Origin of the sequence: Azospirillum sp. TSH58 (genome assembly GCF_003119115.1) — a bacterium.
Taxonomy (GTDB): Bacteria; Pseudomonadota; Alphaproteobacteria; order Azospirillales; family Azospirillaceae; genus Azospirillum.
Map to the genome: position 1 here is coordinate 1390087 of NZ_CP022364.1, position 23961 is coordinate 1414047.

General features: G+C 70.9%; 22 protein-coding genes. 13 read left to right on the plus strand and 9 right to left on the minus strand.

Features of this window, described 5'->3' with window-relative positions; translation table 11 throughout:
• The first annotated feature begins 146 nt into the window (after nt 1–146).
• A complete protein-coding gene (locus TSH58p_RS10105) occupies nt 147–1253 on the plus strand; it encodes a Do family serine endopeptidase (protein ID WP_109072719.1) in 1107 nt (368 codons plus the stop codon).
• 34 nt (nt 1254–1287) lie between these two features.
• Nucleotides 1288–2025, plus strand: a complete 738-nt coding sequence (locus tag TSH58p_RS10110) for a hypothetical protein (RefSeq protein WP_247874307.1) — start codon at nt 1288–1290, stop codon at nt 2023–2025.
• A gap of 34 nt (nt 2026–2059) precedes the next feature.
• On the opposite strand, the gene TSH58p_RS10115 is transcribed toward TSH58p_RS10110, so the two are convergent.
• Both TSH58p_RS10115 and TSH58p_RS10120 read right to left on the minus strand, forming a co-directional pair.
• The gene (locus TSH58p_RS10115; RefSeq protein ID WP_109072721.1) at nt 2060–2329 is read right to left on the minus strand and encodes a DUF2934 domain-containing protein; all 270 of its coding nucleotides are present in this window, start codon (nt 2327–2329) and stop codon (nt 2060–2062) included.
• Nucleotides 2330–2406: 77 nt separating this feature from the next.
• Nucleotides 2407–3072, minus strand: a complete 666-nt coding sequence (locus TSH58p_RS10120) for an NnrU family protein (protein ID WP_109072722.1) — start codon at nt 3070–3072, stop codon at nt 2407–2409.
• Between the two features lie 219 nt (nt 3073–3291).
• Here TSH58p_RS10120 and TSH58p_RS10125 point away from each other — a divergent pair, with 219 nt between their 5' ends.
• The 4 genes from TSH58p_RS10125 to TSH58p_RS33075 all read left to right on the plus strand — a co-directional run bounded on the left by TSH58p_RS10125 (nt 3292) and on the right by TSH58p_RS33075 (nt 6870).
• Nucleotides 3292–3828, plus strand: coding sequence for a hypothetical protein (locus TSH58p_RS10125; RefSeq protein WP_109469218.1), 537 nt, complete (start codon nt 3292–3294; stop codon nt 3826–3828).
• A 189-nt stretch (nt 3829–4017) separates the two neighbouring features.
• On the plus strand, nt 4018–4518 hold the full coding sequence (locus TSH58p_RS10130; RefSeq protein WP_247874256.1) for a DUF4398 domain-containing protein: 501 nt from the start codon (nt 4018–4020) through the stop codon (nt 4516–4518).
• Nucleotides 4518–5288 (plus strand): OmpA family protein, encoded by a 771-nt coding sequence (locus TSH58p_RS10135; protein WP_109072151.1) that lies wholly within the window; start codon nt 4518–4520, stop codon nt 5286–5288. Before TSH58p_RS10130 ends, TSH58p_RS10135 begins: the two co-directional genes overlap by 1 nt.
• Nucleotides 5289–5592: 304 nt before the next feature.
• Complete coding sequence (locus tag TSH58p_RS33075) at nt 5593–6870, plus strand: methyl-accepting chemotaxis protein (protein ID WP_247874257.1); 1278 nt, start codon at nt 5593–5595, stop codon at nt 6868–6870.
• A 21-nt stretch (nt 6871–6891) separates the two neighbouring features.
• Here the strand turns inward: TSH58p_RS33075 and TSH58p_RS10145 are convergent, their stop codons facing one another.
• Nucleotides 6892–8475 carry a phospholipase D-like domain-containing protein gene (locus TSH58p_RS10145; protein ID WP_109072153.1) on the minus strand — a complete coding sequence of 528 codons (1584 nt, stop codon included), beginning with the start codon at nt 8473–8475 and terminating at the stop codon, nt 6892–6894.
• A 328-nt stretch (nt 8476–8803) separates the two neighbouring features.
• Between TSH58p_RS10145 and TSH58p_RS10150 the strand changes: the two genes are divergently transcribed.
• The gene (locus TSH58p_RS10150) at nt 8804–9241 is read left to right on the plus strand and encodes a hypothetical protein (RefSeq protein WP_146205943.1); all 438 of its coding nucleotides are present in this window, start codon (nt 8804–8806) and stop codon (nt 9239–9241) included.
• Nucleotides 9242–9314: 73 nt separating this feature from the next.
• On the opposite strand, the gene TSH58p_RS10155 is transcribed toward TSH58p_RS10150, so the two are convergent.
• The 4 genes from TSH58p_RS10155 to TSH58p_RS10170 form a co-directional block, all read right to left on the minus strand.
• Nucleotides 9315–11633, minus strand: coding sequence for a sensor histidine kinase (locus TSH58p_RS10155; RefSeq protein WP_109072155.1), 2319 nt, complete (start codon nt 11631–11633; stop codon nt 9315–9317).
• Nucleotides 11634–11766: 133 nt separating this feature from the next.
• Nucleotides 11767–12480: a gamma-glutamyl-gamma-aminobutyrate hydrolase family protein gene (locus TSH58p_RS10160; RefSeq protein WP_109072156.1), complete on the minus strand. Its 714-nt coding sequence runs from the start codon at nt 12478–12480 to the stop codon at nt 11767–11769.
• Nucleotides 12481–12490: 10 nt separating this feature from the next.
• The gene (locus tag TSH58p_RS10165; RefSeq protein WP_109072157.1) at nt 12491–13513 is read right to left on the minus strand and encodes an amidoligase family protein; all 1023 of its coding nucleotides are present in this window, start codon (nt 13511–13513) and stop codon (nt 12491–12493) included.
• A 60-nt stretch (nt 13514–13573) separates the two neighbouring features.
• Complete coding sequence (locus TSH58p_RS10170) at nt 13574–15250, minus strand: ATP-binding protein (RefSeq protein WP_146205944.1); 1677 nt, start codon at nt 15248–15250, stop codon at nt 13574–13576.
• A 285-nt stretch (nt 15251–15535) separates the two neighbouring features.
• On the opposite strand from TSH58p_RS10170, the gene TSH58p_RS33080 reads away from it, so the two are divergent.
• Nucleotides 15536–16192, plus strand: a complete 657-nt coding sequence (locus tag TSH58p_RS33080) for a hypothetical protein (protein WP_158282649.1) — start codon at nt 15536–15538, stop codon at nt 16190–16192.
• 326 nt (nt 16193–16518) lie between these two features.
• On the plus strand, nt 16519–19491 hold the full coding sequence (locus TSH58p_RS10185; protein WP_109072161.1) for a PAS domain-containing protein: 2973 nt from the start codon (nt 16519–16521) through the stop codon (nt 19489–19491).
• Nucleotides 19492–19513: 22 nt separating this feature from the next.
• Here the strand turns inward: TSH58p_RS10185 and TSH58p_RS10190 are convergent, their stop codons facing one another.
• On the minus strand, nt 19514–19735 hold the full coding sequence (locus TSH58p_RS10190) for a hypothetical protein (protein WP_146205945.1): 222 nt from the start codon (nt 19733–19735) through the stop codon (nt 19514–19516).
• A 289-nt stretch (nt 19736–20024) separates the two neighbouring features.
• Between TSH58p_RS10190 and TSH58p_RS10195 the strand changes: the two genes are divergently transcribed.
• The 3 genes from TSH58p_RS10195 (at nt 20025) to TSH58p_RS10205 (ending at nt 22709) form a co-directional block, all read left to right on the plus strand.
• Entirely contained in the window at nt 20025–20975 is a 951-nt protein-coding gene (locus tag TSH58p_RS10195) for an ABC transporter substrate-binding protein (protein ID WP_109072163.1), read from the plus strand.
• A 147-nt stretch (nt 20976–21122) separates the two neighbouring features.
• Complete coding sequence (locus TSH58p_RS10200; RefSeq protein ID WP_109072164.1) at nt 21123–21911, plus strand: ABC transporter permease; 789 nt, start codon at nt 21123–21125, stop codon at nt 21909–21911.
• Nucleotides 21912–21920: 9 nt separating this feature from the next.
• Nucleotides 21921–22709, plus strand: coding sequence for an ABC transporter ATP-binding protein (locus tag TSH58p_RS10205; protein ID WP_109072165.1), 789 nt, complete (start codon nt 21921–21923; stop codon nt 22707–22709).
• A gap of 106 nt (nt 22710–22815) precedes the next feature.
• On the opposite strand, the gene TSH58p_RS10210 is transcribed toward TSH58p_RS10205, so the two are convergent.
• On the minus strand, nt 22816–23217 hold the full coding sequence (locus TSH58p_RS10210) for a hypothetical protein (protein WP_109072166.1): 402 nt from the start codon (nt 23215–23217) through the stop codon (nt 22816–22818).
• 410 nt (nt 23218–23627) lie between these two features.
• Between TSH58p_RS10210 and TSH58p_RS10215 the strand changes: the two genes are divergently transcribed.
• A complete protein-coding gene (locus TSH58p_RS10215; protein ID WP_109072167.1) occupies nt 23628–23855 on the plus strand; it encodes a YMGG-like glycine zipper-containing protein in 228 nt (75 codons plus the stop codon).
• Nucleotides 23856–23961: the final 106 nt, after the last annotated feature.

The following is a 23961-nucleotide window of genomic DNA, read 5'->3' on the forward strand; positions in this document are numbered from 1 at the left end:
CGCAGCCCCGGGCGCGGCGCGCGGTGGGGCAAAGGGTGCGCAGGCTTGATCCGCCGGCGCCGTTCGCCCACATCAGCCCCGCCAGGCCCGGACGGGGCTGCCGCGGAAACGCGGATCGGAACAACAGGAACAGGGACAAGATGCCGATGAGGACGACGCTTCGGTTCGCGGCGCTTCGATTTGCGGGTGCGGCGTGCGTGGCCGGGCTTTTGGGGATCGGCGTTCCGGGCGCGGGTCTGGCTCCCGCCCCCGCGGCGGCGGCCCTGCCGGCCGGGGTCACCGGGGTGACGACCATCGCGCCGATGCTGGAGCAGGTGACCCCCGCCGTCGTCAACATCGCCGTCCTGTCGCGGGCCCCGCAGGCCGAGAACCCGCTGCTGCGCGACCCCTTCTTCCGCCGCTTCTTCAACGTCCCCGAGCAGCAGGCCCGCCCGCAGGTCAGCGCCGGGTCGGGCGTCATCGTGGACGCGCGGCGCGGTTACGTCATCACCAACGCCCATGTGGTGGAGAACGCGCAGGAAATCGCCGTCACCCTGAAGGACCGCCGCCGCCTGCGCGCCAAGCTGGTCGGGCGGGACGCGGCGACCGACATCGCGCTGCTGAAGATCGAGGCGGAGAAGCTGACCGCCCTGTCCTGGGGCGATTCGGACCAGCTGAAGGTCGGCGATTTCCTGGTCGCCATCGGCAACCCCTTCGGGCTGGGCCAGACGGTGACCTCCGGCATCGTCTCGGCGCTGGGGCGCAGCGGGCTGAAGATCGAGGGGTACGAGGACTTCATCCAGACCGACGCCTCCATCAACCCCGGCAACTCCGGCGGCGCGCTGGTGAACTTCAACGGGGAGCTGGTCGGCATCAACACCGCCATCATCGGCCCGGCCGGCGGGTCGGTCGGCATCGGCTTCGCCGTGCCGGTCAGCATCGTCCGCTCGGTGATGGAGCAGCTGGTCGAGTATGGCGAGGTGCGGCGCGGCCGGCTCGGCGTCGCCATCCAGGACCTGACGCCCGATCTGGCCGACAGCATGAACTTGGCCGGCGACGCCGGGGCGGTCATCGCCCAGGTCGAGCGCGGGTCGGCCGCCGAGCGCGCCGGCTTCCGCAGCGGCGACGTGGTGACCGCGGTGAACGGGCGCCCGGTGCGCAGCGCCACCGACTTCCGCAACCGCATGGGTCTGGTGCGGGCCGGCACGCCGCTTCAGGTCACCGTCCTGCGCGGCGGCAGCGAGCGGGTCCTCAACGTCCGCACGGGGAATTAGACCCGGCGAGCCAGACCATGATAACCAATCGCTGATGATCGGCCGCCCCTCCCCTCCCCGCCGGCAGGCTCCGCCCGCCCCCATGGTCAGCGCGGCCCAGCGCCAGCGCGAGGTCGCCCGCATGCTGATGCGGCTCGACGACATGCTGAAGAAATGCGCGGATCTGGCGGCGGCGGCGCGGGAGCGCGTGTCGGTCGGCGGGATGGGCCGCTACCGCAAATTCTCCCGGAAGGTGCGCGACTTCTTCTCGCTGGCGGCGGTGACCCAGGAACGGCTGGACGCCGCCCCGTCGGAGATGGAGGAGCTGATCGGCCCGATGACCACCGCGCTGGAGCGCCTGCACGCCCGCATGGTGATCCTGTTCGTGGAGGAGAGCCTCGGCTTCTTCAACACCTTCGCGCGGGTCAAGGCGCTGCCCATCGGCACGCACGAGACGGTGGGGGTGGAGTTCCGCGCGCTGATGGAGATCCGCAAGTTCCTCGACGACCCGCTCTATGACGGGGAGCGCGGGCAGGGCCTGCGCAAGCAGACCGACCGCGTCGCCGTCCTGATGCGCGCGGTGATGGACCGCTGCCCGCCCCTGCCCGACTTCGGCGACGAGCCGAGCATCGGGCCGCGGGGCACGGTGAACAAGCCGCTGCGTCCGCCGCGCGCCGCGCCGCCAACCGCCGCGGGCCGGGGGGCGGAGCCGCGCCCGCTGCCCCAGCCCAATTCCCAGCAGCCCGATCCCCGGCTGGAAGTCCGCCAGCTGTCGCTGGACGACGAGGACTGACGGTCAGCCGTCCACCCGATCAGCCTCCCCCCAATCAGCCTTCCGCCGGCGACGACTGGCGCTGGCGGCTGTGCGCGTCCACGCCGCGCAGATGCTCGGCGGCCTCGTGCAGGGCGCGCTCGCTGGCGCTGTCGGGCGTCTGCAACCCGGATTCCGGGCCGGGGACGGCGTCCTCCTCGGCGATCTCGCGGGCGGCCTGCTGCCAATGCTCGATGTGGCGCCCCTCGGGACGGCCCTCCCGTTCCCAGATGGCGTGGGCGCGCTCGCGGACGCGGGGGTCGTCGGGGCCGGTGTGATGCTCCATGGCGCTGTCCTTCCTGTGCGGTCTGTCCTCATGACCGTCAACAGGCGGAGCGGCACGGCGTGCCGCACACCTTCCCGCTACAGCCAATAGAGCGGGCTGACCCCGAACAGCCAGGGATGCACCGCGATCATCGCGGCGTAGGCGGCGAGCGCGCCCAGGACACGCCCCCAGCCGATCTCTCCGGGACGGACGCTCTGGCGCCCGGTCAGGATGGCGGCGAAGGGCAGCGCGGAGGTCTCCGCCCGGTAGGACCGCCCGGCAGCGCCGCGGCGCAGCAGCCAGTCGTTCTTGACCATGGCGAACAGGGCGATGGCCGCCATCGCGACGAACAGCACAACCCGCCGCCCGTCCCCGGTGGCTTGCAGATGCAGCAGCGCCCACAGCAGCAGCCCCATGGAGCCGGGGAAGCGGGTGATCCGGTAGATGCCCCGCGGCGGGTTGGGGGCGTCGGGCTCGCCGGCCTTGCTGGTGACGCGGGCGGCGATCAGCAGGAAGGACAGCGGCATCAGCGCGACGACCAGCGGCGCCGCCCAGCCGGCGGGAACGAACAGCGGCTCCCCACTCCCGGCCTCGCGGTAGGCCCAGACGAACAGGCCGAGCGCCAGCAGCGAGCCCAGCGAATGCAGGGCGACGAACCCGCCCCGCCCCAGCCGGGCGATCAGCCACGGCCGCACCCCCGGCCAGGACGGCACGGCGTGGGTGGCGAACAGGAACAGGGCGGCGAGGAGAAGGTCGGTGGTCATGGGGGCAGAGAAGACACCGCTTTGCCCGCCAGAGTCTTGATGAACGTCAAACATGAAGCGCCGACAGCAAACCGCGTCCGGGTGTGGCGCAGGCCACAGCGGGGATGGGCGGCGGGGCGTAGGGTCTGGTCATCGGACAGGCCGGGGCCAGACGCAGACGGAACCGGCAGCCAAATCCCCCAGAAGCCAACTCCCCCAGACACCGGAAGGAACCACACCATGCGCCGCACCACCCTGATCGCCGCCGCCGCCGTCCTGCTCTGCTCCACCGCCTCCTTTGGCCCGGCCTTCGCCGGCGACCTGATGACCGGCGGCATCCCGCTCGGCAACGCCAGCAACTTGGGGGTCATCTCCAACACCGCCGCGGGCATCCAGAACAAGGCGCAGCAACAGGTGATGGGTGTGCAGGCGGGCGGCGGGCTGGCCGGTCCCTTCGGCACCGCCTCCAACCTGGGCAACGTCTCCAACCTCGCCGCCGGCGTCGGCAACAAGGCCAAGCAGCAGGTTGTTGGCGTGCAGGCCGGCGGGATGGGCGGTGGTGTGAAGACGCCCTTCGCGCTGGGCGGCTTCAACAGCAACGCCGGCACCGTCAGCAACAGCGCGGTCGGCATCGGCAACACCGCGCAGCAGCAGGTCAAGGCCATGCAGTTCGGCGCGCCGGGCGCCCTGTTCAACCAGAACCTCGGCACCGTCTCCAACCTCTCCGCCGGCATCGGCAACAAGGCCCAGCAGCAGGTCATCGGCATCCAGAAGTAAACCCCTCCCCCTTCCCCTCCCATCCAGGCAGACCTTGCGGCCGGGGCACTCCCCCGGCCGTCTTTTTGCGCGCAAGCGGAGCGTTTCCCGGTGCGGATGTGCTGACAAGGAACCTTCCACCCGGCGGCGCGTTGGAGCGGCGATCACTCTCCCGCGGCCGTGCGCCGCGGTCATTCGGGAAGCCGCAGCATGAACCGCAACAGCATTTCGACCCTGGGATGGCCCAAGCTGAATTGGAGGGGCGCGGCCATCCTGTCGGCGTCGCTCGGGCTGGCCGCCTGCGCCGGCAGCGTGCCGCCGCCGACCGCCCAGCTCGGCGCGTCGGCGCAGGCCATCCAGCAGGCCGAACGGGCCGGCGCCCTCCAGCACGCCCCCGCGGAGTTCCAGTCCGCCCGCGAGAAGCTGGCCGCCGCCGACGCCGCCATGCGCGAGGACGAGCGGACCAGCGCCCGCCGCCTCGCCGAGCAGGCGCAGGCCGACGCCGAACTCGCCACCGTGCGCTCGCAGCGGGCGACGGCGCAGCAGGCCGCCAGCGCGGTCCGCACGCTCGCCAACCCCAACGCTGGTATTCCCGGCGCTTCGGTTCCGGGCCGGGCGCCCGCCACCTCCGCCGCCGCTCCCCTGGCCCCGCTGGCCATGAGCGGAACCTCGACCTGGAGCGCCCCGCGCACGCTGGAGGGCACGCCGTGATGCACACCACACACAAGAAGACCCGCAAGACGGGGAAAAGCCTGGCCCTGGCGTCGCTGGGCGTCGTCGCCCTGTCGCTCGGCGCCTGCGCCACCCCGGACGACACGCCGGCCCTGGCCCAGGCGCGCCAGTCCTACTCCAGCGCCGCCGCCAACCCGCAGCTGGCCAGCAACGCCACGCTTGAGCTGCGCCGCGCCGAAGAGGCGCTGCAGCGCGGCGAGCGGGCGCGCAGCGACGGCAACACCGCGGAGATGGACCATCAGGCCTATCTCGCCAACCGGCAGCTCCAGATCGCCCAGGACGTGGCGGCGATGAAGGGCGCGCAGCAGGTCGTCGCCAACGCCGAGACCTACCGCCTCCAGGACCAGATCCGCGCCCTCCAGGCGGAGCGGACGGAGCGCGGGCTGGTGATGTCGCTGGGCGACGTGCTGTTCGCCACCGGCAGCGCCCGGCTGACCTCCGGCGCCGACGCGCGGCTGGGGGAACTCGCCAACTTCCTCCAGCGCAACCCGGAACGGACCGTGCGGATCGAGGGCTACACCGACACCACCGGCTCGTCGGCCACGAACCTGCGCCTGTCCGAGGAGCGGGCCATGGCGGTGCGCGACGCGCTGACCGCGCGCGGCGTCAACCCCAGCCGCATCGCCGCCCAGGGCCTGGGGTCGGCCCAGCCGGTCGCCTCCAACAGCACGGAGTCGGGGCGCCAGCAGAACCGGCGGGTGGACATCGTGATCTCCGAGCCGGGCTCGGTGGCGGAGACGCGCTCCTGACGAGCCGTGCTGCGATTTGACGCAGAGCGCGCGTGACCAAGAACGGGCGGGCCGGAAACGGCTCGCCCGCTTCGATTCCGGCCCGATTTCCGGCCTGTTTTCCCGCTCCGACTTGCCCGTGCCGCACCGTCATTGCGCCCGGATCGCGCCTCTCCGGAAAAATTGTCGCGAATGCACGGCAAACTCGATGTTTCTTTACCTTGCACGGTGTGTGGTTTTACCATGCGCGAACAGGAAGGGCCGATGCGTCCTTTTGATTGCGTGGGGATTTTGCATGACCACTGAACAAGGTGAAGAGGGAGCGATGCTCAGCAGGGGTTTCTTGAAGGCGCAGGCTCTGCTTCTCCTCATCATCGGCCTTCCGGTGATCGTGGTGGTGGTTCTCCTCAACCCGCTGTGGAACGCCACGCTGCACCGGTTCGGCGTGCCGGAGGGGCCGGCGGCGGCGCTCGGCATGATCGTCACCATCATGGTGGTGATGGTCGTCCAGTATTGGGTGCTGGAAACACGGCGGACCATGGTCACGTCGCTGTTCAACTTCATCCCGCACGAACATCTGACCTTCGATGGCGAGACGCTGACGACGGACGAGGCCAACCGCCTGTTCGTCACCCTGCACCGGGATTCGGAGGAGTGGCGGCGCCTGCTGCGCGACAACGGCATGGACGGCCCGCTGGACGAGTTCGGCAGCCTGTGCGCCGCCCGGCTGGCCTTCGCGCGCCGCCCCCAGGGCATCCCGCCGGAGGCGGAGCGCGCCATCGCCGAGGTGCCGCAGGCGGTCGAGCTGGCCAAGGCCCGCGTCGGCGCGGCGCTCGATCAGGCCGAGCGGGAGGCGCAGGCCCTGCGCGCCCGCCTGTCCGACACGCAGGACGCGGTCGCCGCCCTGGTCGGCTTCATCCGCGACAGCGGGGTGCAGATCGCCGGCCGCCACGACGACGCCCAGCGCTGCGCCACGGAGAACCGCGCGCTTCTCACCAGCCTCCAGGAGCATCTGGACCGCCGCCGGGCGGAAGCGAACTCCGACCTGACGCGGTTCGAGCAGATCGTCGCGGAATCCCGCGCGCTGGAGGATTCGGTCAACGCCATCACCCGCATCATGTCCGCCACCAACATGCTGGCGCTGAACGCCGCCATCGAGGCGACGCGGGCCGGGGAATACGGCCACGGCTTCCGCGTGGTGGCGAACGAGGTGCGCGATCTGGCCCGCCAGTCGAACGAGGCCATCCAGGTCATCCAGAAGGGCATCGACCGCATGCAGCAGGCGATCGCCCAGCAGATCGCCGGACAGGACGCCCAGGCGAAGGTGGCCGCCGAGCACGCGCTGCTGTCCGATCTGGCCGACCGCCTGCAAAGCCTCAGCGCCGGCCAGCAGGACCTCGCCGGTCACGAGCGACGCTTGATGGGCGAGCTGGACCGGCTGGGCGATTCCCTGGCCGACACGCTCTCCGGTTTCGCCGGCGACCTGCGCGTGCCCGAGGGGCTGCGGCGGGAGCTGGACGCGATCAGCGGCGGGCTGGCGCGGCTGAACGGGCTGGAGGATGATCTGCGCGGTCTGTCCGGCATCCGCAAGCGCGCCGCCTGACAACCGGTTGCGGCAAGCCGCTCAGCGGTCGCCGCGCTCGGCTTCGACCATCGCCCGCGCGACCGCGTAGACCCCGGCGATCGCCCCGGCGGTGAACAGGGCCGCTCCCACCGCGCGGGTCAGGGAACGGGCCGGCGCCGGGGCCGGGGGCATGCGTTTCCACACGGCCCAGGCTTCCTCCGGACGGTCGGGATCGGCGATGCGCAGGGCGGCGAAGGCCTGCTCGGTCAGGCCGGGGTCGGTGTCGGGCAGCGGCGCCAGGCGGCGTCCGGACGGCTTGTTCAGCCGGTCGATGGCGGCCACCAGGCGGCCGGTGGCCCGGACGGCGGCGGTCATCTCCGACGGGTCCACGCCCATATGCTCGGCCAGCAGGCGGTTGCGGACGGCGCCGATGGCGTTGGCGGTGCTGCGGTCGCCCGGCTGGGCCTCCACCGCCAGATCGCATTCGGTGTCGTAACCCATGGAGCGGTTGTTCAGGTTGCTCGACCCGATGCGCAGCAGCCGGTCGTCGACCACCATCAGCTTGGAATGCACGACGATGCCGTTGCCGCCCTCGGTCAGCGGGGTCATGGCGCGCAGGCGTCCATAACGGTCGGCGGCGCGCAGTTCCTGAAGCACCACGCCGCGCGGCGTGTCCATGGCCATGCGGTCGAACCAGCTCGGGCTTTCCATGGGGACGACGACCACCACCTCCGGCCCGTCCGGCTCGCGCAGCCGCCGGGCCAGCGCCTCGGCCACCCGGAAGGAGGCGAAATACTGGTTCTCCAGATAGATGCTGTGACGCGCCTCGGCGATGGCGGCGAAGGTCAGCGCCTCGTTCTCGCGGACCGGGCGGCCGACGAGGCAGTCGGGAAGCGTGCGGGCGATGCCCACCGCCGCGTCGGTGATCAGCGGGTGCAGCCCCTCCGGCCAGGGATCGGCGCCAGCCGCGAGAAAACCCTCCGGCGGCGGGGGCGGCAGGGCTTGCCCCGTGGCATGGCTCCAGCGCTCGCGCGCCATCAGCCCCAGCGCGCGGGCGGCGGGTCCGTCCACCGCCATCATCACGTCGTGGCGCGGCGCGTGAAGCTCCCCGGTCGGCCAGCGGCGGCGCGGGTCGTTGTCCAGATGCTCCGGCGTGTCCCAGCGGTCGCCGGCCAGATCGATGCCGCCGCAGAAGGCCAGCGCGTCGTCGACCACCACCAGCTTCTGGTGCTGCGCCGCCCCCACCGGCAGGGCGTCGTCCAGTTCCAGCGTCAGCCGCGGGCCGGTGCGCCGGTTCAGCCGCTCCAGCGGCCCGTGCGGGTGCTCCAGCGAGATGGGGAACGGCATGTCCCACTTCAGCGCGTGGATCTGCAGCGACGGGCGATGGCGGATCAGGCGGGCGAGGAAGTCGCCCAGCGTTTCCGGGTCGTCAGGGTCGAGGCGCATCCGCGGATCGATGTCCCAACCGAGCAGGATCACCGACCGCCGCGCCCGCAGCAGGGCGGCGCGCACCGCCGCGAAGAAGGCGGCGCCGTCGACCAGCACGGCCACCCGGTCCGCCCGCTCGGTCCGCCAGCAGGTGGCGCCGGGGCGCAGGATGGGCCGCGCCCCGGCAAGGTCCGCCGCATCCCGATGATCGCTCATTCCTGCCTCGACGTGCCGTAACGGTGCTTGCGTCAACTCTTCTGGCGGCGGGCTGTTCCGCGGGGCGCCGGACTGCTCCGGAATCGCCCGGCATCCGCATCTGGATGGGGGCGGACGGAAAGCCCGGACGGTGGGCGGCTCGCCAAAAGATCGAAATGATCCATCCGGTTTTGTCGCAACGATGCGCCGGGCCTTCTGTTGGGGATGGACGAATGGGGGACGGGCGCGCCGCAGGGCGCCAGACAGAGCGCCAGACTGAATCCCCGCCCGAACCCCCGCCAGGAGGGCGCCCGGCCAAAGGGCGCCACCACCAGATGGAGAGATGAGGATGCGTACCCTTTTGATCGCCGCCGCGTCGGCCCTCGCCCTGATGGCCGGCTCCGCCGTCGCCCAGTCGGGCGGCACCGCCGTGAGCCCGACCGTTCCCAGCACCACCACGTCGCCGTCCACCGGCCTGAGCACCTCCGGTCCGGGCTCCACGCCGGGCAGCGTCACCTCGCCGGGCACCGCCGGCTCGTCCGGCACCATGAACACCATGCCGGGGACCCCCATGCCGGGCAGCGGCATGCCCGGCTCGTCGGGCAGCACCATGGGCAACGGAACCATGGGCAGCGGCTCGTCGGGTGGAACTTGGCAGGGCCAGACCACCGCGCCGTCGGGCCTGGGCAGCGCCACCAGCAGCAACCCGGCCCGCGACAACCAGACCGCGACCGGCACCCACTGCCCGCCGGGCACCCCGAACTGCGGCCCGGACGGCAGCCAGTAAGGACGGGCGGACTTGACGGGAAGGGGCGCGCCGGAACCTCCGGCGCGCCCGTTTCCGTTTCAAATCGGCCGTTTCAGGCGACCGGCTCCGGCCGGACCGCCGCCGGCCCGCCGGAGTCCACCGCGGGCGGGGCCTCGACGGGGAAGCGCAGGACGAAGCAGGTGCCCCCGGCCCCCTGGCCGCCCTCCCGGCTGTCCACCCGGATGCTGCCGCGCAGGCGGGTGGTCACGATGTTGTAGACGATGTGCAGGCCGAGCCCGCTGCCCCCCTCGCCGCGCCGCGTCGTGAAGAAGGGGTCGAAGACGCGTCCGAGATGGGCGGCGGGAATGCCGCAGCCGTCGTCGGAGAAGCGCAGCTCGACCTCCTGCGGGCCGGGGCGGGTCACGGCGACGGTCAGCGTGCCGGCCCGCCCGTCCGGATAGGCGTGGACCACCGCGTTCATCGTCAGGTTGGTCAGGACCTGGAACAGCGCGCCGGGATAGCTGTCCACCCACAGGCCCGCCGGGCAGTCCACCACGACGCGGTGGGGGGTCTGCTTCAGCCGCGGGCGCAGGCTGGTCAGCACGTCGTCCAGATAGGCGGCCAGATCGACGCGGCGCCGCTCCTCGCTGGTCTGGTCCACGGCGGTCTGCTTGAAGCTCTGGATCAGTTCGGCGGCGCGGTTCAGGTTGCTCTCGATCAGCCGGCAGGCCTCCCCCGCGGTGGCGAGATAGCCGGTGAAGTCGGCGCGGCGCAGCGTGTTGGCCTCGACTCCGCGGGCCACCTTGCGGGTCTGGTCGGCGAGGTGGGTGATGCCGGTCAGGGCGATGCCCACCGGCGTGTTCACCTCGTGCGCCACCCCCGCCACCATCCCGCCGAGCGAGGCCATCTTCTCCGCCTGGATCAGATGGGCCTGGGTGTCGCGCAGGTCGGCCAGGGCGCCCTCGGCGCGCTGCTTGGCGGCCTCCGTCTCCTCCTCCGACCGCTTGCGCAGGGTGATGTCGTTGACGGCGATGAGGATGGCCGGCTCGTCCACGTCGTGGATCCCCACCGCGGAGATCATCGCCCAGAAGGGCCGCCCCCCGGCGGTGCGCATCTCCATCTCCAGGTCGCTCGCCGCCCCCTGCTCGGCCACCAGACGGGACAGCCGGGCGGCGTCGGACGGGTGGACGAAGAAGCGCGCGTTGCGCGTCAGCGCCAGCCGCGACCCCTCGGTCCCGAACAGCGCCTCGGCCTGCGGGTTGGCGAACAGGACGGCGTCGTCCGACCGCCGCGCGATCACGATGGGAAAGGGCGAGGCCGCCAGGATCGCCCGCATCCGCTCCTCCCCAGCCTTCAGCGCCTCGGCGTAGGCGTGGGTCTCCACCAGCGCCGTGCCGAACCGCTCCACGCTGGTGGAGATGGCCTGAAGCTCCGCGAACAGGGCGGGCGGCAGGCGGACGGTCCGGCGCTCCCGCTGCACCATGGCCAGCGCCTGCGAGGCCCGGCGGATCGGGCGGACCACATGGACGCGCAGCAGCACGTAGAGCAGCGTCTGCACCGCCGAGGCGACACCCAGCCCGACCAGCACGATCCACAGGCCGCTGCGCGCCTGATCGGTCAGGGTGTCGGCGATGCGCCGCGTGTTGGTCGCGGCGGCGTCGGTCAGGCTGCCGCTGAGGTCGTTGAGCACGCCGTGGGCGATCTCCGTCTCCAGCCCCATCAGCCCCGCTTCCGACAGGATGGTCCGGCGCAGGGTGAACAGCTCGCCCAGCCCGTCCAGGTCGCGCGCGGTGCGGGCCAGGGGCGCCCTCTCCCCCGGCTCCAGCGGGATCAGCGCGTTCACCACCTCGGCGGCGTGTTCGTGGAAGCGGGCGACCTCGCCGGCAAGCTGCACCGTGTCCGTCGCGATCAGGCCCGCGGCCAGCGCCTCCAGCGCGCGGTGGTAGGGCTCCTGCACATCCAGGGGCGCGCCGGAGCGCAGCAGCCTCAGGAACGCCTCGTCCGCCTTGCGCTGCAGGGCGACCGCCTGGGCCGCCAGGGCGTCGATGGCGTCGGCCCGCTCCGCGGTGCGGCGCACCGCCTGGATCGCCGTTTCGAGCCGTTGCAGCAGCTCCGGGGCCGCCGCGTCCGCCGCGAAGCGCTGCGACACGCCCTCCACCTCGGCCAGGGCGCCGGCGCGCTCCTCCGGCGAGCGGGAGCGCAGGACGGCCTCGGCGAGCTGGCCCATGCGGGCGGCGAAGACGGCGTACTGGTGCTGGCGGGCAATCTGGGGAACGATGGCGCGGTCCGCCTCCTCCGCGAGGTCGAGCACCCGGACGAAGGCCCCGCCCACCCCGAGGGTCAGCCCGGCCATCAGAAACGCCGTGGCCAGCGCGGTGAGCATCGTCACCGTGTGCAGCCGAAGCCGCCGGCCCGCCTGTTTCTCCGTCACCCGCTGCTCCTCCGCCGTTGCGGCGGCCCGATCGCCAAGCCCGATCTTTTGGCCCGATCGTTAGGATAGCCGCTTCCGCCCGCGAGGGAAATGGTGGCACACCGAACAGTTAAGGAGGCCGCCCAAGGGACGGCTACAGGGTGGCGGCGTCCTCCAGGCTGGCGGTTCCCGCGGCGGTGGCGGCCAGGGTGCGGAACAGCGCCTGCTGGCGTTGGTCGGCGACCAGATATTCGGGGTGCCACTGCACGCCGATCAGGAAGGGGTGGTGGACGGCCTCGATCCCCTGGACGATCCCCACGGTCTCGCGCGCCACCACGCGCAGGCCGTCGCCCAGCCGGTCCACCGCCTGATGGTGCAACGCGTTGACCCGGCATTCGGCGATGCCGAGGATGCGGTAGAGATGGCTGCGCGGGTCGATGCGGATGCGCTTGCGCGGCAGCACGGTGCGCAGTCGCGGCGCCTCCTCGTACATCTCGTGGATGTCGGTGAGCAGCGAGCCGCCGCGGTGCACGTTGATCATCTGCGAGCCCCGGCAGATGCCCAGCACGGGAAGCCGCCGGGCCGCCGCGCCGTCCAGCGCGCACAGCTCCAGCCGGTCGCGCTCCGGGTCGATGCGCATCTTCGGGCGGGCCGTCTCGCCGTAGAGGGCGGCGTCGATGTCGTCGCCGCCGCCGACCACCAGCCCGTCCAGCCGCTCGATGGGAAAGGGGTCGCGCGCCGTGATGCGCACCGCCCGCGCCCCGGCGCGGCGCAGCGCCAGACGGTTCGCCCACCAGGCGATGCGGCTGCCATGCACCGACGCGGTGACTCCGATCAGGGGGCGACCCCGTGCGATGAAGGCGGCCATGTCGCCCCCGTCAGACGGCGAGCCGCCGGCCCGCCTCGGCGGCCCAGCCGTCCAGCGCCTGGCGCGCGGCGAAGGCGCGGAAGTCCGCCCCCAGCGCGTCGAGCCGGTCGCGGTCCGCCGCCAGCTCCTCCACCGCCACCCAGCGGTTCCAGTCCTGGGCCAGGCACCAGTCCGGATCGCCCAGCCGGGCGTTCGGCAGGCGGTAATGGAAGGTCGGGCGGGGCCGCACATGCGGGTCGCTCAGCTTGGCCGCCATCGTCTCCGGGGCGAGATGGGCGAACAGCGGGAAGAGGTCCAGTTCGCGGTTGCGGGTCGGGTTGGCCTCCAGATAGTCGCCGATCAGCCCGTCGAGGTCCGGACGGTAGGCGGGATCGACGACCTTCACCGCGTACTCCACCGGGAAGGCGGCGATGAAGCCGGTCAGGCGCCGGGTCGGGTCCACGCGGATCTCGCGGCGCAGCCAGGGGGCGAGCAGGAGGAAGGCCTTCAGATGGTCCAGCACATACTCCCCGTCGGTGCGCGCCACCTGCGGGTTCAGGTGCAGGCCGAAGGCGAACAGCGGGCTGGCGCCCGTGCCGGCGGCCCCCTGGGCGCTCAGGGCGGCGAACAGGGGCTCCAGCTCGGCCAGCCGGGCGATGGGAATGGGCGGGGCGGCGATCTCGAAGGGCATGACGAGGCTGCCGATGTTGCCCCACCAGGGCCGCAGCGCCTCCACCATGCCGTCAACCGCCTTGGCCACCGCCTTGCCGACCGTCTTGTCGACCGACATGTCCGCGGCTCCGGGCTCGCCGTCCTGCGCCTTGCCGGGATGGGCGGAGCGCATGTCCAGCTCCACCGAGAAGTCGCCAAGCCGCGTGCCGGTCACCCGGCAGCGGTGCGGGTCCTCCGGTTCCAGCGCGCCGCCGTACAGGCGGTGCACCACCGCCGCCGCGGAGGGGGCGTCGAGGTTGGCGAACTCGACCTCCACGCCGACCGTGCGCGGGGCGCCGTCCGTCGTGGTGGAATGGGGGGGCGTGCGGAATGTGGTGTCCATGGCGCCCGTTCAACACGGCGCCCGGCATGGCGGTTCCACCACCATGATCGCCGCCGGCTCTCAGCCGGGATCCCGACCCGTCGCCGCCCGCGGCAGATAGAGCGTCATGGTGGTGCCGGCGCCGACGGTGCTGGTCACCGTGACCGTCCCGCCCGATTGCCGGGCAAAGCCGAAGACCTGGCTGAGCCCCAGCCCGGTCCCCTTCCCGTCCGGCTTGGTCGTGAAGAAGGGCTCGAAGATTCGGCGCAGATGCTCCGGCGGGATGCCGGTTCCGGTGTCGCGGACGGCCAGCGCGACGAAATCGCCGGTCAGCCCGGTGTCGTCGCCCCGCCGGCCCGGCAGGCTCCGGTTTTCCGCCATGACGGTCAGCGTGCCGCCGTCCGGCATGGCGTCGCGCGCGTTCACCGCCAGATTGAGCAGCGCCACCTCCATGGCGTCCGGATCGGCGATGATCGGCCAGAGGCTGTCCGGAACGATCAGGGCGGTGTCCACCGCGCTGCCGGCGGAGCGCGCCAGCAGGGCCTCCAGCGCCGCCTTGCGGTCCTGCAGGCGGAAGGGCACCGGCTCGTAGACGCTGCGGCGGCCGAAGGCGGCCATCTGCCGCATCAGCGCCTGCCCGCGCGTCACCGCCCCCTCGATCTCGGGCAGCACGCGGGTGATGCGGTCCGGGTCGTTGGGGCGGCTGCGGATGACGGCGATGCCGCTCATCACGACGGTCAGCAGATTGGCGATGTCGTGGGCGACGCCGCCGGTCATGCGGCCCAGGGACTCCAGCCGCAGGCTTTCCTCCCGCGCCGCCTCCTGGCGGCGGCGCAGCCGCAATTCGCGGACGAGGAGCCAGAGGAAGGCGCCCGCCATCAGCAGGCTGGCCAGCGCCCCCGCCCCGGCCAGCCACAGCGCGTTGGAGACCGGCGCCCGATAGGCGTCCCGCGGCATCGCGAAATGGACCGACCATCCATAGTCGTGAAGCTTGCGGAAGGCGACCACGGTCGGCGCGCCCTCCAGGCTCACCCCGTCGTAAACGCCGCTTCCGGCGGTGCGGCGGGCGTGGAGCGCGGTTTCGCTGGCGTGGCGTCCGATCAGGTTCGGGGCGCCGCCGGCCCGCGCCACCAGACGCCCTTCGGCGTCGATGACGGCGGCGATCCAGCCCGGCGGCAGGCTGTTGCCGAACAGCAGGCTCTGGAATCCCTCCGGCATAACCACCGCCGACAGGACGGCGACCGTCACGCCGTTGCGCGTCACCGGAACGCGGATGGGGAAGGCGTGGACGCCGCGCGGGCCGCGCAGGATCGTGCCGACCACCGGCTTGCCCGTCTCCACCACGCGCCGGTGGCTGTCCATGTCCAGCACCCTGCCCCGGACGCCGCCCACCAGGAAGGGGGCGTCGACCAGCCGGTTCCCCTCGACATCGCTGAGGACGATGGTCGACCACAGGGGAAGCGCGCCCTGCACCCGTTCGGCGTATTCGAAGAAGGCCACGGCATCGACCTCGCGGCCCGCGGCCAGACCGTCCAGCAGGGGCGACGCCGCCACCGCCTTCAGCGCGTCCATCTGCGCGGACAGCTCGCGGTCCACCAGGGCCGACATGCGGTCCACCAGGGAGACGGCGTTGGACTCCATCGCGCTTTGCTGCCCCCGCAGCCAGGCGCCGCCGAAAGCCGCCGACAGGGCAACCAGCGGCAGCAACGCGGCCAGCACCAGAAGGACCAGCGGACGATGGTGGGACTTCGACGGCAAGTGGATCTTCCGGATCGGCGGGGCGTGCACTGTAGCACGCCCGTCCTCCGCTGAAAGCGGGTGATCCGGCCCGGGAGCGCCACACACCCCAATTTACCACAGGTTGCGCAACCAGCGACGACGATCCCAGGGAAATTCCCCACGGAACGGCCGCGCGGAATTATTTGCAGGACGCCGCGCAGGAGTCGCCACCGGCGCGCGTCGAATCCGGCATCCGCAACCCATCCCGTCAAGGCCGAACTCCGTCCGCGCGGCGGAGAACGGCACAGGACGAAGGAGACCGCCATGTCCATCTCAAGCGTGACGTCATCGGCCGCGTCCGGCATCGCCCAGCAGCGGGCCGCCGGACCGGGCAAGGACATCCGCGACGGCATGCATCAGTTGAAGGACGCCGTCAAATCCGGCGACCTCGATTCGATCCAGAGCGCCTATGACTCGCTGTCCAAGCTGCAAAGCCGGAGCGGTTCGGCGTCCGACGCCAACTCTCCCCTCAACAAGATGCTGACCGCCGTGGGCGAGGCGCTGGAGACGGGCGACGTCTCGCAGGTCCAGCAGGCCTTCGCGGCGAACGGTCCGAAGGGAGCCCAGGGACCGGGCGGCCCCGGCGGCGCGGGTGGCCCGCCTCCCGGTCCGCCGCCGGGCGGCGCCGGCGGTCCGCCGGACGAGATGAAGGACGCCATGGGCAGCCTGTCGCAGGCGCTGCAATCCGGCGACCTGTCGGGCGCGCAGGAGTCCGTCTCGTCCCTGCTCTCCTTCCTGCAGGAGAATGCGGACGACAGCGCCACGTCGTCCACATCCTCGTCCTCGTCGGTGGCCGACCTGTTCAAGACGGCCCTGCAAAGCATGAGCGGCGCGCTTCAGTCGGGCGACCTGTCGGGCGCGCAGAAGGCCTTCTCCTCGCTGGCTCCCCGCGGTTCGCAAGGCGTGGACACGCTGGTCTGATCCGCGGCGACGCAACCGGGTGCCTTTCCCCCGAAGGCATCCGGCGCCGCCCCCACCCGCCCGCCGATCGAAAGAGGTGGTGATTAACCCGTTCGATGAAGTGAAATCCTAAAATTTTAGGAGAAATACAGAAGTAAATCCCAACTTCATCACTCCACCTACCCCTTTATTTCCAGCAAAAATCCCGCAGGTTGCCGATCTCAAAGAAAATAAATCCCGCCCATTAACTGCGATTTAACCATGCAAAGGTTATTCGGAACACAGGCGAAACGATAGCGGACTTTTGGTTCCGGCCGCTTTCCCGCCCGATGGGAGCCTGTGACACGATGACCTTGCTGGCCCGCCTTTTCCTGCTGGTGCTTCTGGCCGTCCTGCCGGCCCTGGGCATCCAGGCCTACAGCGTGTTCCAGTTCCGTGCGGAGCGCGCCGAGGAAGTCGCGGCACAGGCCGAGCGGCTGCTGCATCTGGTCGAGGGGGAGCAGGCGCGGATCGTCGACGGCGCGCGGCTGATGGTCACCTCCATCGCGGAATCCGCCACCCTGCGGTCCGGCGACTTCGCCCAGTGCCAGGCCCATCTGATCCGGCTCGCCCAACGCGCCCCCGAATACCGCAACCTGTCCGTCCTCGACCGCGACGGCGCCGTCCTGTGCAGCGCCACGCCCGACGGCGCGCCCGCCGCCGCCGGCCTTCCCAACGCCCAGCGCCCCTATGTCCGCCGCGCGCTGGAGGAGGGGCGGTTCATCGTCGGCGAATGGACGACTCCCGGTCCGGCGGCGGAACCCGGCACCGCCATGCTGCCCTTCGCGGTGCCCTTCCGCGACGAGGCCGGCGCCGTCGCCGGGGTGGTGACGCTCGGCCTCGACCTGCCCTGGCTGGCCACCAACTTCGCGGCGCGCCCCCTGCCCGAGAACGCCAGCCTGCTGGTCACCGACCGCAACGGCACCATCCTGGTCAAGCTGCCCAACGGCATCGCCCAGCGCGGCGAGCGCGTGCCGCAACCCTATCTGAACCTGCTGGGCGAAACGCGCGGCGGAGTCACCACCCTGCCCGGGATGGACGGGGTGGCGCGGGTGCTGGCCTATTCGCCGTCCCGCCAGGGCACGCGCGACCTGTTCATCAGCGTCGGGCTCGACCACACCGCCGTGGCCGGCACCATCGACCGCGCCACCCGCCAGGGCCTGCTGATGACGCTGACCGGGCTGCTGGTCGCCATCCTGGCCGCCTGGATCGGCGGCACCCTGTTCATCCGCCGCCCGGTCGAAGCGCTGATCCGCGCCACCCAGGGGTGGAGCGCCGGCAACTCCAGCGCGCGGGCCGGTCTGGTGGACCGCAAGTCGGAGATCGGCCAGCTCGGCCGCGCCTTCGACGCCATGGCCGAGACGCTGGAGGCCCGCGAGCGCGCGCTGCGCGGCTCGGAGGAGCATCTGCGCGCCGTGCTGGACGCGCTGCCGACCTTCGTCGGCGTGCTGAGCCCGGCGGGCGACGTGCTCCAGGTCAACCAGACCGCCGTCCAGGCGTCCGGCCTGCCGGTCGAGCAGATCGTCGGCCACCCCTTCCACGAGGCCTGCCGGCGCGCCTTCGCCGGCGCCGCGGGCGAGCGCCTGCGCGACGCGGTGGAACGCGCCGCCCACGGCGACTCCACACGCTTCGACGCGCCGGTGCGCATCGCCGGGGATCGCGCGGCGATCATGGAGATGCGGGTCACCCCGATGCACGGAAGCGACGGGCGGATCACCCACCTGATCGTCTCGGGCATCGACATCACCGAGCGCAAGTCCACCGAGGAGGCGCTGCGCGTCGCCAACGAGCGCTTCCGCACGGCGCTGCGCAACTCCGGCGTCGTGGTGTTCAACCAGGATTGCGCCCTGCGCTACACCTGGATGCACAACCCGGCCCTCGGCTTCACGGCGGAGCGCGTCGTCGGCAAGACCGACGTCGAAGTGTTCGAGGACGCCGCCGACGCCGAAGCCCTGACCGCCATCAAGCGCCGGGCGCTGGAGACCGGCGAGGGCGTCCGCGAGGAGGTCCGCATCCGCCTCGCCGGGCAGGACCATTTCTACGACATGACCATCGACCCGCTGCGCGGCCCGGACGGCACGCTGGCCGGCATCACCTGCGCCGCCGTGGATGTGACCGGCCGCAAGCAGGCCGAGGCCGACCTGCGCCGCGCGCGGGAGGAGGCGGAGCACGCCGCCGTCGGCAAGTCCAAGTTCCTGGCCGTCGCCAGCCACGACCTGCGCCAGCCCGTGCAGTCGCTCTACCTCTTCGCCGCCGCCCTGGGCGACCGTCTGCAGGGCCACCCCAGCCTGCCGCTGCTCGACAACATGCGTCAGGCGCTGGACACGCTGAAGGGTCTGCTGGACGGTCTGCTCGACATGTCGCGGCTGGAATCCGGCAAGATCGCCGCCAACCCGGTGGAGGTCCGGCTGGGGCAGGTCCTGGGCCGTCTGGTTGCCGAATACGCGCCGCGCGCCGCCCAGAAGGGGCTGGAACTGCGCGCCGTCCCGACGCGGGCCTGGGTGCGCACCGATCCGTCGCATCTGGAGCGCATCCTGCGCAACCTGATCGAGAACGCGCTGCGCTACACCCGCCAGGGCCGCATCCTGATCGGCTGCCGCCGCAGCGGTCCCGACCGGCTGCGCGTCGAGGTGTGGGACAGCGGCGTCGGCATCCCCGCCGACCGGCTGGAGGACATTTTCGAGGAGTTCACCCAGATCCAGGGCAGCGGCGACCGCGGCCTGGGCCTCGGCCTCGCCATCGTCAAGCGCCTGTCGAAACTGCTCGACCACCGCGTGCGCGTGCGCTCGAAGGAGGGGATCGGCTCCGTCTTCTCGGTGGAGATGCCGCGCGTCGTCGTGGAGAAGCCCCGTGCCGCCGCCGCCCCGCCCGCCATGGACCTCTTCCGGCAGGCCGCCAACGACTGCGCGACCAAGGGCATGGTGCTGGTCATCGACGACGAGGCGATCATCCTGCTCGGCCTGAAGGCGATGCTGGAGGGCTGGGGCTACAGCGTGCTGACCGCGCGCTCGGGGGATCAGGCGCTGGAACGGCTGCGCGCCGACGGGCGCCGCCCGCAGATCGTGCTGGCCGACTACCAGCTCCAGCAGGGGCGGACCGGTCCGGAAGCGCTGGCCGCGGTGCAGGGGCTGGTCGGCAAGGACGTGCCGGGCATCATCCTGACCGGCGACACCGCCCCGGAACGGCTGGACGAGGCCCGCCGCAAGGGCTTCAGCATCCTGCACAAGCCGGTCTTCCCCAACGACCTGCGCAAGATGATGGCGAACGCCGGGGCCGCGTGAACGGAGGGAAAGCGCGGCGGCGTCAGCGCCGACGGACGATCCGCCGCCACAGCGGCAGCGGGCGCTCCTCGGCGGCCTTCTCGTCCAGCCACTGGTCGGCCAGCTCGCGCACCTGCCAGCCGCCCAGGTAACGATCGCAGTCGATGGCGCTGTACAGACGCACCTTGTCCCGGCCGAGTCGTTCGAAATAGTCCAGCGTCCGCTGGCGGTCCGTCGCGTTCATCGGCGGGTTCATCGGGTCCATGGAGCGCATCCTGTCCGGCCTCCCCTCTGTGGTGCCCAAAAGAACGGCATACACCCGTCGCGGTTTGTTCAGTTGGTATATGGATTGGGCACGCAAGCATCCCAATAAGCCTTTGGTTGCAATGGCTTCCATTCGCACCATCCGACGAAGGTCAGGTCTGCGGCCAAGGCGGTGCCCATCCCTTCCCACCCACCCCGCCGGCGTGCACAATGCGGCACACGGATGCGTGGGCGGCGGGCCGCCGCCCGGCGCGATCAAAAGACACCTTCAGAACCGGGAGCGGGGGATCATGAGGAAGACGTCGTGGATGGCCGGAGCCCTGGCGGCGGCCGTCGCCGGGCTGTGCGCGGTTTCGGCCTCGGCGCAGACCAAGGTGACCGTGGCGATGAGCGGCTGGACCGGCTTCGCGCCGATCACGCTGGCCAAGGAAACCGGCATCTTCAAGAAGAACGGCATCGAGGTCGAGATCAAGAAGATGCCGACCTCCAACCGCCACCAGGCGATGGCGGCGGGCGAGGTGCAGGCGATCACCACCACGGTGGACACGCACCTGCTCTACGCCTCCTCCGGCGTGGACGTGACCCAGGTGCTGGTGCTCGACAGCTCGCACGGCGGCGACGGCATCGTCGTGCGCGACGCGGTCAACAGCCTCGCCGACCTGAAGGGCAAGCAGGTGGCCGTGCAGTATGGCGGCGTGCCGCAGTTCTGGCTGGCCTATGTGCTGAAGAAGAACGGCCTGTCGATCGGCGAGGTGCAGACCGTCAACCTCCAGCCGTCCGACGCCGCCAACGCCTTCGTCGCCGGCCAGTTCGACGCCGCCGTGACCTATGAGCCGTACCTGTCCAAGGTGCGCGAGGCCAACGGCAAGATCATCGTCACGTCGGACCAGACGCCGGGCGTCATCATCGACACGCTGGCCTTCCAGCCCGACTACATCCAGAAGAACCCGAAGGTCGTGAAGGCCTTCGTCGACAGCTGGTTCGAGGCGCTGGACGCGATCAAGCAGGACGAGAAGAAGGCCTTCGAGATCATGGCCCGCGACGTCAACCAGACGCCGGAACAGTTCGCCAGCTCCGCCAAGACCGTGCTCTGGTACGACAAGGCCGGCAACGTCGAGTATCTGACCAAGACGATGCCGACCTTCATCAAGGAGGTCCAGGACGTGATGCTGGAGGCCAAGCTGATCCGCAAGGCCCCGCCGAGCCTGGACAGCATGACCGACACGTCCTTCGTGAAGTAAGACGGTACGTTTCTGCTGCCGTTGCCCCCACCCTAACCCTCCCCCGCTGGGCGGGGGAGGGGACAAAACTCCCTCCCCTGCGACAGCGGGGGAGGGCCGGGGTGGGGGCAAGCGCCTCCAACACACCGACAACGGTCCACCAATCCCATGTCCCCCCTCTTCACTCCGCTGAAGCCGGTCGCTCCGGCGCTGCGCACGGTGCTGGGCATCGCCTGTTTCGTGCTGTTCTTCCTGGGCTGGGGCATCGCCACCTACGGCGGCTTCGTGAAGCCGCTGTTCCTGGCCTCGCCCGGCGACACGCTGACGGCGGGCATCGCGCTGTTCCGGGAGTTCGGCTTCGCCGAGGACATCGCCGTCACGGTCTGGCGCGTCTTCGCCGGCTTCGTCATGGCCGCCGCGCTGGCGGTGCCGCTGGGCATCCTGATGGGGGCCTTCAAGCCGGTGGAGGCCTTCTTCGAGGCCTTCGTGTCCTTCGCCCGCTACCTGCCGGCCTCGGCCTTCATCCCGCTGCTGATCCTGTGGGCGGGCGTGGGCGAGCTGCAGAAGATCCTGGTCATCTTCATCGGCTCGGTCTTCCAGCTCGTCATCATGGTGACGGTCATCGTGTCGGGCATCCGCACCGATCTGGTGGAGGCCGCCTACACGCTGGGCGCCAAGCGCGACGGCGTGGTGCTGCGCGTCCTGCTGCCCGCCGCCTCACCGCAGATCTTCGAGGCGCTGCGCCTCGTGCTCGGCTGGGCCTGGACCTACGTGATCGTCGCGGAGTTGGTGGGCGCGTCGCGCGGCATCGGCCACATGATCATCGACGCCCAGCGCTTTCTCGACACCGGCCAGATGATCTTCGGCATCTTCGTCATCGGCGTGATCGGCCTGATCACCGACCTGCTGTTCCGGGCGCTCAACGCCCGTCTCTTCCCGTGGGCCAAAGGACGATAAGCGCCGGCCATGAGCAAGCTGTCCATCCGCAACGTCGAGAAGACCTTCCCCAGCCGCAACAACACGGCGCCCACCCGCGCGCTGGTGCCGACGAGCCTGGAGGTCGCCGACAACGACTTCATCACCATCCTGGGACCGTCGGGCTGCGGCAAGTCCACGCTGCTGCGGATCGTCGCCGGTCTGGAAACCCCCACCGCCGGCGAGGTGCTGCTGGAGGGCAAGGCGGTGTCCGGCCCCGGCCCCGACCGCGGCATGGTCTTCCAGTCCTACACCCTGTTCCCCTGGCTGACCGTGCGCGACAACGTCTGCTTCGGCCTGCGCGAGCGCGGCCTGCCGCGGGCGGAGCAGTTGGCGATCGCCGACCGCTTCCTGGCCCAGGTCGGGCTGAAGGGCTTCGAGAACCACCACCCCGCCCAGCTGTCCGGCGGCATGCAGCAGCGCACCGCGCTGGCCCGGGCGCTGGCCAACGACCCGAAGATGCTGCTGCTCGACGAGCCGTTCGGCGCGCTGGACCACCAGACGCGCGAGCTGATGCAGGAACTGCTGCTGGGCATCTGGGAGGCCGACCGCAAGACGGTGATGTTCGTCACCCACGACATCGACGAGGCCATCTTCATGGCCAGCCGCGTGGTGGTGATGTCGGCCCGCCCCGGCCGCATCAAGTGCGACATCCCCATCGATCTGCCGCACCCCCGCTCCTACAAGGTCAAGACCACCCCGGAGTTCGCCGCCTACAAGGAGCGGTTGACCGAGGAGATTCGCGTCGAGACCATCAAGGCCGTGACCATGGAGCGTTGACACGCCTCCCTTCCGGACCGGAACATGGGAAAGAGCGGCGCTTGCGGGCGCCGCTCTTTCCTTTTTCGCACCGCTTTTCCTTTTTACCGCTCCTTTTACGGCCGGATCAGGACTGGCGGCCTGTGTTCATGACCAGATCGGACAGGGCGACCCCGGCGCGCTCGGCATCCGACGCGAGCGAGCGCGGGCAACTCCAGTGCAGCCGTCCCTCGATTTCAAGCATCCGGCCCTGGCGCTTCACCACCCACACGCCGGTCGTCGCCATGTGGATGACTCGGGCCAGCGGCTCTTCATCGAAAGCCGGGCGGGTCCGGGCCGTGGATTGGGCAACCGCCGGCACCGCTGCCGGAACGGCGGGATGAATCGCCGCATCCGAACGCTCGAAGGCCGGCGCGCAAGGATGGACACGGACCGGCTGCAGCGGGTGCCGTTCGCGGCGATCACTCGGACGGCTCGCCGGGAGGACGGCAAGGGCCTGCGGCCTGGAAAGATGCAGCATGGTGGGCATCCTGGGACGTTTCCGATGAGCCTGCGCCTACCGTGCGACGCAGGTCGTTAGGACACTGAACCTTCCATGCAACCTTGATGATGTAAAGGGGAAACGCTCCCAATTCAGTGCAACGTTTCGACGCGGCATGATGGTAAACAAACAATAACCAGAATTTCATTATAGTTTTCCCTTGGTGCCGACGCGCCGTTTCCATCGGCTTTGCTGAGCGGCTCTGAGCGCCCATCTTAGGGAAAGGAACGGGAAAGCCATCTCACCCTCTTAGGGATGAGCAGAATGGCTTTCTGCCCCGGAATAGTCACACGCAGACGCGTGTTCATTCCGTAAGCATGCGTCGCAAGCGCAGGCTTGGCCGCCGGCCTCTCGGGCTGGTGGCGCCCAAGAATGCAGGGAAGAAAACGGGTAGGATCATGGTGAAGAAACTGGCAGTGATCGTGGTTGGCGGCCTTGTCCTGGCGGGCTGCTCGAACCTCAGCCACCGCGAACAGCGCACGCTGTCGGGTGGCGCCATCGGTGCCGCGGGCGGTGCCGCGGTCGGCGCCCTCACGGGGGGCAGCGCCGTGATGGGCGGCGTGATTGGTGGCGCCGCCGGTGCCGCGGTGGGCGCCCTGACCTCCAACAACGGCAAGCACCGGTAAACACCGGCTTCAGAAAAGGGAACAAGGCCGCCGGACCAGTGTCCGCGGCCATCCCGAACGCCTGTGCGCCCTGAACGTCAGGGCTTCAGCAGGTTCCTAATTTTCA